Raw genomic sequence first — 10,796 nt, 5'->3', positions numbered from 1 at the left:
AGAACCCCTGGAAGTCATTGACCGGCACACTCGATTTGCGCGCCTTGTCATGGCTGTGCGCATGCACCCCGCACGGCCCCGAACACTGGTGCACGGCTGCCGCCAGCGACGGCGTACCCACGCGCCAGTGCCCCGGCACCTTGGCTACTGGAGACCACTCCGGCAGCACCGGCACCTGCGGTGGGCCGAGGCGGTCGAATTCGCCGGCACCGTACACGACCTTGCCATCGACAATGGTCAGCACCGACTCGATGCCCTTGATCGCCTCTTCCTCGACGCTGAAGAAGTCCAGCGACAAGGCCGCCAGGTCGGCCAGCTGGCCTACCTTGATCTGGCCCTTCTTGCCCTGCTCGCTGGAGAACCAGGCACTGCCCTGGGTGAACAGCTGCAGCGCGGTCTCGCGGTCCAGGCCTTCCTTGTACAGCTCCATGCCGCCAACGGTCTTGCCGCTGACCAGCCAGTACAGCGAGGTCCAGGGGTTGTAGCTGGACACGCGGGTAGCGTCGGTGCCCGCGCCGACCGGCACGCCCATCTCGAGCATGCGTTTGATCGGCGGGGTCTGCTCGGCAGCCTTGGCGCCATAGCGGTCGACGAAGTACTCGCCTTGGAAGGCCATGCGGTCCTGGATGGCGATGCCGCCGCCCAGCGCACGCACGCGCTCGATGTTCTGCGGGGTGATGGTTTCGGCGTGGTCGAAGAACCACGGCAGGCCATTGAACGGGATATCGCGGTTGACCTTCTCGAACACGTCGAGCATGCGCGTGATCGATTCGTTGTAGGTGGCATGCAGGCGGAACGGCCAGCGCTGCTCGACCAGGTGGCGCACCACCGGCTCCAGCTCTTCTTCCATGGTCTGCGGCAGGTCCGGGCGCGGCTCGAGGAAGTCCTCGAAGTCGGCGGCGGAGAACACCAGCATTTCACCAGCGCCGTTGTGGCGCAGGAAGTCGGTACCGCTGTGCAGCTTGACGCTGGATGTCCACTTCCTGAAGTCGTCCAGTTCTTCCTTCGGCTTCTGGGTGAACAGGTTGTAGGCAATGCGCACTGTCAGCTGGTTGTTGTCGGCCAGCTCCTGGATCACCGAGTAGTCGTCGGGGAAGTTCTGGTAGCCGCCGCCAGCGTCGATGGCACTGGTCAGGCCCAGGCGGTTCAGCTCACGCATGAACTGGCGGGTCGAGTTGACCTGATACTCCAGCGGCAGCTTCGGCCCTTTGGCCAGGGTGGCGTAGAGGATCATCGCGTTCGGGCGGGCAATCAGCATGCCCGTCGGGTTGCCGAACTTGTCACGCTGGATTTCGCCACCCGGCGGGTTCGGGGTGCTCTTGTCGTAGCCGACAGCCTTGAGTGCGGCACGGTTGAGCAAGGCGCGGTCGTAGAGGTGCAACAGGAACACCGGCGTATCGGGTGCAGCCTGGTTGATTTCTTCCAGGGTCGGCATGCGTTTTTCAGCGAACTGGAACTCGTTCCAGCCACCCACCACACGCACCCACTGCGGGGTAGGCGTGCGCGCAGCCTGGTCCTTGAGCATGCGCAGGGCATCGGCCACCGACGGCACGCCTTCCCAGCGCAGCTCCAGGTTGTAGTTCAGGCCGCCGCGGATCAGGTGCAGGTGCGAGTCGTTCAGGCCGGGGATGACCGTACGCTGCTTGAGGTCGACGATTTGCGTGCTGGCGCCCTTGTGGGCCATGGCCTCGGCGTCGTTGCCCACGGCGATGAAACGGCCGTCCTTGATGGCGACGGCGGTGGCAGTGGGCTTTTCGCGGTCAACGGTGTGCAGCTTGCCGTTGAACAGAATCAGGTCGGCGGTCATGGAACCTCCTTGGGTGGATGCGTGAGCGGAACCGGCGGCGCCGGTGAAGGGCAATGCAGACCAGAGTGCGCCGGCAGCACCCAGTACGGTGCTGCTGGCGAGGAACTGGCGACGAGTCTTGTCGTGGCGGTCCTGGGGCATGGTGTTCTCCGTCTCTGGGCGCGGCGGCGGCAGGCGCGACTGCAGAGCATGCCGCCCGATACAGGGGCAAGGCTTGGATGGATGTGCGGTGGGGCTGTTGAAGGTTAACCCTGATCAAGTTTTGTGTTGCCAGGGCTGGCCCCATCGCCGGCAAGCCAGCGCCCACAAGGGCTTCACAGCTTCTGAGCCCTGAACAGCCCCTGTGGGCTTGCCGGCGGTTGGGGCCGCAAAGCGGCCCCGGCTTGTTCAGCGACTCAAGAACGCCAGCAGGTCCTCATTCAGCTGCTGCGCATGAGTCACGGCAAACCCATGCGGCGCGCCGGCGTACACCTTCAGCTCAGCCCCACGAATCTGCGCCGCCGCCTGCTTGCCGGTAGTCTCGAACGGCACGATCTGGTCGTCATCGCCATGAATCACCAACGTCGGTACATCGACCTTGGCCATGTCCGACCGGAAGTCGGTTTCGGAGAACGCCGTCACACAATCCAGGGTGGCCTTGAGCGACGCCATCAGCGCTATGTTCAAGGTCTGCGTCTGCACGCCCTGGGATACCTGCTGCCCATGGTTGATGCCGTAGAACGGCGCGGCGAAATCAGCGATGAACTGCGCCCGGTCGGCACGCAGGCCAGCCACGATACCTTCGAACACCGACAGGTCGACACCCTCGGGGTTGTCGTCACGCTTGCCGAACACCGGCGTAACGGCGCCCAGCAGCACCAGCCCGGCGACCCGCTCGGTGCCGTAGCGACCGATGTAGCGGCTTACGTCACCGCCGCCCATGGAGAAGCCCACCAGGGTCACCTCACGCAGGTCGAGGTGTTCGATCAGCTGGGCGATGTCATCAGCGAAGGTGTCGTAGTCGTAGCCGTTCCATGGCTGGCTCGAGCGCCCGAAACCGCGGCGGTCGAAGGCAATGGCGCGGTAACCGCGGCTGGCCAGGAACTCCATCTGCGTGTCCCACATGTCGGCATTCAGCGGCCAGCCGTGGCTGAACAGCACGGGCTTGCCGGTGCCCCAGTCCTTGAAGTAGATCGAAGTACCATCGCGGGTAACGAACGTGCTCATAGCGGTATCTCCTGGATTATCGAGGTCAGGGGCTGGCTCAGCCGCGCAGCCAGTTGGCGCAGCGACGGGTCACCCAAGGCATGATGTAGAACACCACGGGCAGAATGACGAACAGGTTGACGATCAGGTTGCCGGTGATCGCGCCACCCAGTTGCGGGAAGCGGGCAAACAGCGGCGCCAGCAGTTGCGGCACGACCATGGTCATCGGGCAGATCACCAAGTAGGTTAGCAGCGCCTGCTTCCAGCGCGGCGGTTGCGCGGCCGAGGTACCCGGCGTGCTATCGAGCACCTGGTGCTGCAGGCATACGGTCACCACTTCGCGGTTGTCTTGGAGTGCGGTGTTCATCGGCGTTCCTTGGGTGAGCTTGCCCACAGCCACTGTGCAACGGCCAACGGGCGCTGGATTGGATAAGTGTGCTGCCCTGCGCGGGCACCGGCTGAGGGTGCCCGCGGCTGCGGCTTACTTGTTGGCGTTGAAGGCGTTGTAGCTGGTCATGAGGTTGCGGTAGTCCGGGATATGGTTGGAGCACAGCGCGGCCAGGCCTTCAATGTCGTTGCGCCAGTCGCGGTGCAGCTCGCAGGCAACCCCGAACCAGGTCATCAACTGGGCGCCAGCGCGGCTCATGCGGTCATGGGCGGCGTCGCGGGTCATGGCGTTGAAGGTGCCGGAGGCATCGGTAACCACGAACACGTCGAACTCTTCTTCCAGGGCGGCCAGCGCCGGGAAGGCTACGCACACTTCGGTGACCACGCCGGCGATGATCAGCTGCTTCTTGCCGGTGGCCTTCACCGCCTTCACGAAGTCTTCGTTATCCCAGGCGTTGATCTGGCCTGGGCGGGCGATGTACGGCGCGTCCGGGAACAGGGCTTTCAGTTCCGGGACCAGCGGGCCGTTGGGGCCTTGTTCGAAGCTGGTGGTGAGGATGGTCGGCAGGTTGAAGAACTTGGCCAGGTCAGCCAGGGCCAGTACGTTGTTCTTGAAGGCATCCGGCTCGATGTCGCGCACCAGCGACAGTAGGCCAGCCTGGTGGTCGACCAGCAGTACGGCGGCATCGTCTTTGTTCAGGCGGTTGTATTTGAAGTTGGTCATGGTCGTGGCTCCATAGGGTTTGAAGTTCAGCAAGTTGGGTGTTTCGCGTTGATGGGAGAAGATTAAAACCGTCACCTTTGGAGCGGTAGATAGCGGTTTTTGGCTTTAGCGTTCTATTTTGGGAACGATAGGTTGGCGCTGGATTTGCTGGCCTCTTCGCGGGCTTGCCCGCTCCCACAGGGACCGCATCTCGCTCAGGGCGGGTTTACCCGCACGCAGGCGCCCATTGCCTGCCCGGCCAACCTGCTCTATTACTACCCACAGCCCTCCCCTCACTCCCGAGACCACCATGCTGGCGTTCATCCAGTCGTCCCCGTTGCTGCTCGGTACTGCCCTGATCCTGCTCGACCTCGTAATCTGGCAGTTGATCCCCCTCCAGCACCGGGCCTGGCGCATCGGTATGCGGCTGGTGCTTTTCCTGTTGTTCAGCGCGGTGCTGGTGGCCGCCGGCATGAGCCCGCTGCAGCCACCGCCCTGGCCCGACGATGTGCCGCGCAACTTGATGGCCACGGTATTGGCCATCGGCTGGTGGCTGTTTGGCGCGCGCACGGTCACCGTGGTGTTCGGCCTGTTGCTGGTAGCGCGGGGTAGCCACGGCGGGCGCTTGCTGCAGGACGTGCTGGGGGCGCTGATCTTCCTTGCCGCGGTAGTCGCGGCCGCAGGCTATGTGCTGCAGCTGCCAGTCAAGGGCCTGCTGGCCACCTCGGGCGTGATGGCCATCGTCATAGGCCTGGCGTTACAGAGCACGCTGGCCGACGTGTTCAGCGGCATCGTGCTGAACACCACGCGGCCCTACCAGATTGGCGATTCGATCGCGATCGACGGCACCGAAGGCAAGGTGCTGGATATCGACTGGCGGGCCACGCGCCTGCTCACGGGCACAGGTAGCCTGGCGGTGATCCCCAATTCGGTGGCGGCCAAGGCGCGCCTGCTCAACCACAGCAGGCCGGCGGATGTGCATGGGGTGTCGATCAACGTGGTAGTGCCGGCCAAAGTGCGGCCCAGGCGGGTGTTCGACGCACTGGAAAAAGCCCTGCAGGGTACCAGCGCGATCCTTGCTTCACCTGCGCCCAAGGTGTCGGTCAAGGCCTCGACACTGGAGTCGGTGGAGTACGAGGCCAGCGGGTTCATTGCCGACATGGGCGGCAAGACAGCGGCGCGCAACCAGTTGTTCGACCTGGCGCACCGCCACCTGGAGGCGAGCGGGGTAATGTGGAACGTCGACCTGGCCATGCCGCCACGCAGCCGCCAGCGCGAAGTGCTGGACGAGGTGCGGGTGTTCCGTTCGCTAAGCGCTGAAGAGCGTGACGCATTGAGCCAGCGCATGACGGCGGTGGAGTACCTGGCGGATCAGGTGATCCTGGAGGTAGGCGCGCATTCCGAGCATTTGCTGGTGATTGGCAGCGGCGTGGTGTCGGCCTCTGTGCGCGATGGCGACAAGCTGCTGGAGGCCGGGCGCATGGGGCCGGGCGAGGTGCTGGGGGTCGAGGGGATCATCGACGAAGAGGAGTCACTGGCCGAGTTCCGTACACTGACCAGCTGCGTGCTGTACCGCATCGACAAAGAGCAGGTGAAAAGTTGCCTGGCGCAACGTGGCGATGTGCAGACGGCGCTGAGCAAGTTGCAGCGGTTCCGGCGCCAGAGCCGGGAGTCGTTGTTGCTGCAGAAGCCGGCCCTGATCAAGAAGGGCGGCTTCCTCAGCTGGCTGCACAAGTAAGCCTGTACTGGCCCTATCGCCGGCAAGCCAGCTCCCACATTGACCGCACAGGCCTCAGGGCTTATGCAGTACCTGTGGGAGATTCTATGGTTTCTGGCAAAGGTAGCCGCTGTTTCTTCAATGCCTGTGGCAACCACCTGTCAGCCCTGATGCAATCCCTGTGGGAGCTGGCTTGCCGGCGATAGGGCCAGTGCTTACAACACAACCCTCAGGCATTGCCCCGCGTGGTACAGCGAGAACCCGGACTCATAGAACGCGGTGCGCAGCGATGGCGCGCTCACGCCACTCATTGGCGAGAACGGAATCGGCAGGCTGCCGGCCTCACCCTTGAGCAGGAACTCGGCAAACGCCCGGCCAATCACGGTGCCGGTGGTATTCCCACGCCCGTTATAGCCGGTCACCGCCACCAGCCCCGGCGCCGGCTCGAACAGGCGCATCAGGTGGTCGGGGGTGAAGTCGATGCAACCGGTCCAGTGCATTTCCCACTCGACCTTGCCCAGGCCCGGGTAGTAATGGCTTTGAATGCGGTCGGCCCAGCTGCGCACGAACCAGGCGGGTTTGTTGTCGACCCGGCCCAGGCTGCCGAGCAACAGGCGGCCCTGGTCGTCACGGCGGATACTGCTGAGCACGGTGCGGGTGTCCCATGAGCCCTGGCCGTGCGGCAGTACCTTGTCGGCCTCAGCGCCTTGCAGCGGCTTGGAGGCGACCTGGTAGTAATAACCGCGGAAGAACTGCTTCTGCAGGTTGCTCCAGTCGCCTTCGGTGTAGGCGCCGGTGGAAATCACCACCTTGTCGGCCCGTACCGAGCCACGGGCCGTCTTGACCCGCCAGGCGCCGCCCTCGCGCGCCAGACCTTCGACAGCCGACTGCTGGAACAGCTGGCCACCCAGGCGCACCACGGCCGCAGCCAGGCCCTGGGTGTAGCCCATGGGGTTGATGGTGCCGGCGCGGCGGTCGAGCAACGCGGCGGAAATCTTGTCGGTGCCACAGTATTCCTGGCACTGCGCGCCGGTCAGCAGCTCCACGTCGGCACCGCGACGGCGCCACTGCCCGTGGCGGGCTTCGAGGTCGGCAATGCCGGTGGCGTTGTGCGCCATGTGCAGCGTGCCTTTGTGCTGGGCCTGGCAGTCGATGCCCAGGCGCTCGATCATTGCGAACACTTCAGCCGGGGCTTCACCCAGCACCTGGTTCAGGCGGCTGCCCTGCTTCTGGCCAAGGGTCGCCTCGACGTCGTCGGGGCGGATCCAGGTACCGGCATTGACCAACCCGACGTTGCGCCCGGAGCCCCCGTGGCCGACCTTCCAGGCCTCCAGCAGGGTCACCGACTTGCCCTGCTCGAGCAGGTGAATGGCCGCCGACAGGCCGGTAATGCCGCCACCGATCACGCACACATCGGCCTTGTGCTCACCGGCCAGGGCCTGGGCGGCCACGCTCGGTGTGCTGACGAATTCCCACAAGCATTGTTGACGCAGTTCGGACATGGCCCGGCTCCAGCAATTTGTTCTTGTTGGGGCTGCCTTGCAGCCCATTCGCGGGTAAACCCGCTCCTACAGGGGCTGCACAGGTTCGAAAAGCTGTGCAGTGCCCGTAGGAGCGGGTTCACCCGCGAACCGGGGGCAAAGCCCCCGGCCATGCAGCATCAACCGATCAGTCGAACACGATACCCTGTGCCAGCGGCAGCTCGCGCGAGTAGTTCACAGTGTTGGTCTGGCGGCGCATGTAGCCCTTCCAGGCATCCGAACCGGATTCCCGGCCACCACCGGTCTCTTTCTCGCCACCGAATGCACCGCCGATCTCGGCACCGCTGGTGCCGATGTTGACGTTGGCAATGCCGCAATCACTACCCGCAGCGCTCTGGAAACGTTCGGCCTCACGCAGGTCGGTGGTGAAGATGCACGACGACAGGCCTTGTGGCACTTCGTTGTTCAGGCGCAGGGCCTCTTCGAAGTCGTCGTAGGCCAGTACGTAGAGGATCGGGGCGAAGGTTTCGTGGCGGACCACGTCGCTTTGCGCCGGCATTTCAGCGATGGCTGGCGACACGTAGTAGGCATTCGGGTACTGCTCGGCCAGCTGACGCTCACCACCGAATACCTGGCCGCCTTCGTCGCGGGCCTTGGCCAGGGCGCCCTGCATGGCGTCGAACGACAGCTTGTCGATCAACGGGCCAACCAGGTTGTCCTTGCGCGGGTCGCCAATGCGGACTTTGCCGTAGGCAGCTTTGACCCGGGCAACCACTTCGTCCTTGATCGAGCGGTGCACGATCAGGCGGCGCAGGGTGGTGCAGCGCTGGCCGGCGGTACCGACCGCCGAGAACAGGATGCCGCGCACGGCCAGGTCGAGGTCGGCGCTAGGGGCCAGGATCATGGCGTTGTTGCCGCCCAGCTCAAGGATGCTGCGGCCGAAGCGTGCAGCCACACGTGGGCCGACTTCGCGCCCCATGCGGGTGCTGCCGGTGGCGCTGACCAGCGGCACACGCGGGTCGTCGACCAAGGCTTCACCGGCTTCACGGCCACCGATGACCAGCTGCGCCAGGCCCGCCGGGGCGTCACCAAAGGCTTTCAGGGCTTTTTCGAACAGTGCCTGGCACGCCAGGGCGGTCAGCGGGGTTTTCTCGGACGGCTTCCATACCACGGAGTTGCCGGCCACCAGGGCCAGTGCGGTGTTCCAGGCCCACACCGCCACCGGGAAGTTGAAGGCGCTGATCACGCCGACCACCCCCAGCGGGTGCCAGGTTTCACGCATGTGGTGCCCTGGGCGCTCGGAAGCGATGGTCAGGCCGTACAGCTGGCGCGACAGTCCCACGGCGAAGTCGCAGATGTCGATCATTTCCTGAACTTCACCCAGGCCTTCCTGGGTGATCTTGCCGGCTTCGATCGAGACCAGCTCGCCGAGGTCGGCCTTGTGCGCACGCAGCACTTCGCCAAACAGACGCACCAGCTCGCCGCGGCGTGGTGCCGGTACGCTGCGCCAGGCTTCGAAAGCGCTCTGGGCCTGGTCGATGCAGGCGGTGGTCTCGGCCTTGCCGAGCAGTTTCACCGAGGCGATCTGGCTGCCGTCGATCGGCGTGTGAACAGGGTAATCGCCCTGGGTGTAAGCCTCGGCGGCAACGCCAAGGCGCTCGAGCAATCCAGCAACCATTTGTGCTTCTCCTACATCGGGTGATGGGGTGGAAAAATGATGTGGATCAGTATTAATCCGATCACATAGGTACAACAAACGACCTTTATTCCGCATATCATTCCACCAGGTAATGATCCGTATCGCAGAGACCGCTATGTCCAAACGCCTGGTGCCCTCCATGACCGCCCTGCAGTGCTTTGAAGCTGCAGCCCGCCATTTGAGTTTTACCCGTGCCGCTGAAGAGCTGCACCTGACCCAGAGCGCGGTCAGCAAGCAGGTGGCGCAGCTGGAGGACATGCTGCGCCATCACCTGTTCCTGCGCATTCGCCGGCGCCTGCAACTGACCCCGGCCGGCAGCCTGTACCTGGCCGAGGTCAACAAGATCCTTACCCAGGTGGATATGTCCAGCCGCTACGTGCTCACGTATGGCGAGCAGACCGAGATACTGAAGGTCGCCACTCAACCGAGTTTTGGCGTGCGCTGGCTGATCCCGCACCTCAAGGGCTTTGGCAAACGGCACAGCAATATCCACCTGGATATCCGCAACGAGATGGAGCCGTTCGCCCTGCTGCAAGGTTCGGCGGATGTGGTGTTCTTCTATGGTCAGGGCACCTGGCCGGGTGCCACCTGCGTGGCGCTGTTCGGCGAAGAAGTGGTGCCGGTGTGTGCGCCGGAGCTGCTGGCCGGGCGTGAGTTGGCGGGCGCCGAACAGCTGGCCGAGTTGGTACTGTTGCAGAGTACCTCGCGCCCCGAGGCCTGGCACGAGTGGTTCCTGGAGCAGGACCTGCAAAGCGTCAACGCCTACCACGGGCCGCGCTTCGATACCTTCTATATGGCATTGAGCGCCGCGCAGACAGGCTGCGGGGTAGCACTGGTGCCGCGCTACCTGGCAGCCAAGGAGCTGGCCGACGGCAGCCTGGTGGTGCCATGGGATCACGCCATGCGCAGTGCCGGGGCGCATTACCTGGCGTATGCCGAGCATGCGGCGGAGGTGCCCAAGGTACGGGCGTTGGTGGAGTGGATCGGCGAGCAGTTGCAGGTTTGAGGTTGCCGGGCCGCACCTCGACCTGTAGGAGCGGCCTTGTGTCGCGATGGGCTGCAAAGCAGCCCCAATGGCCCTTGAGGTCGATCAAAAAAGGAATGACACACTCACTTTTTTTCGCTTGTGAGCAAGGTGCATTCCCAGCTTTCATGTAAGCGTCCGAACCTAACCAGGAAGCTAGCGATGCCCGCCCACGATTTCGTCAGCCCCGACAGCATTCGCGCGCAGTTTTCTGCCGCCATGTCGCTCATGTACAAACAGGAAGTGCCGCTGTACGGCACGCTGCTGGAGCTGGTGAGCGAAATCAACCAGCAGGTCATGGCCCAGCAGCCCGACGTTGCCGAGGCCCTGCGCTGGACCGGCGAAATCGAGCGCCTGGACCACGAGCGGCATGGCGCCATCCGGGTTGGCACCGCCGCAGAACTGGCTACCATCGCCCGCCTGTTCGCGGTGATGGGCATGCAGCCGGTTGGGTACTACGACCTTAGCTCTGCCGGTGTGCCGGTGCACTCCACCGCCTTCCGCGCGGTACACGAGCAGTCCCTGCACATCAGCCCGTTCCGGGTGTTCACCTCGCTGCTGCGCCTGGAACTGATCGACAACCCGCAACTGCGCGAACTGGCCCAGAGCATCCTGGCCAAGCGCCAGATCTTCACCCCGCGCGCCCTCGAACTGATCGCCCAGTGCGAGCGCGACGGCGGCTTGAATGCCACCGATGCCGCCGCATTCGTGCAGGAGGCCCTGCACACCTTCCGCTGGCACCAGGACGCCACCGTCACCGCCGAGCAATATCAGCAGTTGCACGATCAGCACC

The 10,796-nt window shown here is 64.3% G+C and carries 9 protein-coding genes; 3 read left to right on the top strand and 6 right to left on the bottom strand.

Going from position 1 to position 10,796, the window contains the following annotated elements:
* The 4 genes from APH30_RS23795 to ycaC all read right to left on the bottom strand — a co-directional run.
* Nucleotides 1–1,807: amidohydrolase (locus tag APH30_RS23795; protein WP_054913945.1), on the bottom strand; the 1,807-nt coding region annotated here is incomplete at its 3' end.
* A gap of 387 nt (nt 1,808–2,194) precedes the next feature.
* The gene (locus APH30_RS23790) at nt 2,195–3,013 is read right to left on the bottom strand and encodes an alpha/beta fold hydrolase (protein ID WP_029886932.1); all 819 of its coding nucleotides are present in this window, start codon (nt 3,011–3,013) and stop codon (nt 2,195–2,197) included.
* A gap of 37 nt (nt 3,014–3,050) precedes the next feature.
* Nucleotides 3,051–3,359, bottom strand: coding sequence for a hypothetical protein (locus tag APH30_RS23785; RefSeq protein ID WP_009681622.1), 309 nt, complete (start codon nt 3,357–3,359; stop codon nt 3,051–3,053).
* A 114-nt stretch (nt 3,360–3,473) separates the two neighbouring features.
* Nucleotides 3,474–4,103, bottom strand: coding sequence for an isochorismate family cysteine hydrolase YcaC (gene ycaC / locus APH30_RS23780; protein ID WP_009681621.1), 630 nt, complete (start codon nt 4,101–4,103; stop codon nt 3,474–3,476).
* A gap of 289 nt (nt 4,104–4,392) precedes the next feature.
* On the opposite strand from ycaC, the gene APH30_RS23775 reads away from it, so the two are divergent.
* A complete protein-coding gene (locus APH30_RS23775; protein WP_054913944.1) occupies nt 4,393–5,820 on the top strand; it encodes a mechanosensitive ion channel family protein in 1,428 nt (475 codons plus the stop codon).
* Nucleotides 5,821–6,014: 194 nt separating this feature from the next.
* Here the strand turns inward: APH30_RS23775 and APH30_RS23770 are convergent, their stop codons facing one another.
* Together APH30_RS23770 and APH30_RS23765 are read right to left on the bottom strand one after the other, a co-directional pair.
* A complete protein-coding gene (locus tag APH30_RS23770) occupies nt 6,015–7,301 on the bottom strand; it encodes an FAD-binding oxidoreductase (protein ID WP_054913943.1) in 1,287 nt (428 codons plus the stop codon).
* A gap of 166 nt (nt 7,302–7,467) precedes the next feature.
* Nucleotides 7,468–8,958, bottom strand: a complete 1,491-nt coding sequence (locus APH30_RS23765) for an aldehyde dehydrogenase family protein (RefSeq protein ID WP_009682136.1) — start codon at nt 8,956–8,958, stop codon at nt 7,468–7,470.
* Nucleotides 8,959–9,094: 136 nt separating this feature from the next.
* Between APH30_RS23765 and APH30_RS23760 the strand changes: the two genes are divergently transcribed.
* Nucleotides 9,095–9,985: a LysR family transcriptional regulator gene (locus APH30_RS23760; RefSeq protein WP_009682137.1), complete on the top strand. Its 891-nt coding sequence runs from the start codon at nt 9,095–9,097 to the stop codon at nt 9,983–9,985.
* A 180-nt stretch (nt 9,986–10,165) separates the two neighbouring features.
* Nucleotides 10,166–10,796, top strand: a 631-nt coding sequence (locus tag APH30_RS23755; RefSeq protein WP_156326638.1) for a 2-oxoadipate dioxygenase/decarboxylase family protein, incomplete at its 3' end; no start/stop codon positions are given.

It is taken from the genome of Pseudomonas sp. NBRC 111127 (assembly GCF_001320345.1).
Classification (GTDB): Bacteria; Pseudomonadota; Gammaproteobacteria; order Pseudomonadales; family Pseudomonadaceae; genus Aquipseudomonas; species Aquipseudomonas juntendi.
Note: the sequence above shows the minus strand (reverse complement) of the source record. Positions and strands in the feature narration are given on the sequence as shown.

Bases quoted from the DNA above. Each gene is read 5' to 3' on its own strand.
- APH30_RS23790 (WP_029886932.1), bottom strand. From the start codon at position 3,013: ATGAGCACGTTCGTTACCCGCGATGGTACTTCGATCTACTTCAAGGAC.
- APH30_RS23785 (WP_009681622.1), bottom strand. From the start codon at position 3,359: ATGAACACCGCACTCCAAGACAACCGCGAAGTGGTGACCGTATGCCTG.
- ycaC (WP_009681621.1), bottom strand. From the start codon at position 4,103: ATGACCAACTTCAAATACAACCGCCTGAACAAAGACGATGCCGCCGTA.
- APH30_RS23775 (WP_054913944.1), top strand. From the start codon at position 4,393: ATGCTGGCGTTCATCCAGTCGTCCCCGTTGCTGCTCGGTACTGCCCTG.
- APH30_RS23770 (WP_054913943.1), bottom strand. From the start codon at position 7,301: ATGTCCGAACTGCGTCAACAATGCTTGTGGGAATTCGTCAGCACACCG.
- APH30_RS23765 (WP_009682136.1), bottom strand. From the start codon at position 8,958: ATGGTTGCTGGATTGCTCGAGCGCCTTGGCGTTGCCGCCGAGGCTTAC.
- APH30_RS23760 (WP_009682137.1), top strand. From the start codon at position 9,095: ATGTCCAAACGCCTGGTGCCCTCCATGACCGCCCTGCAGTGCTTTGAA.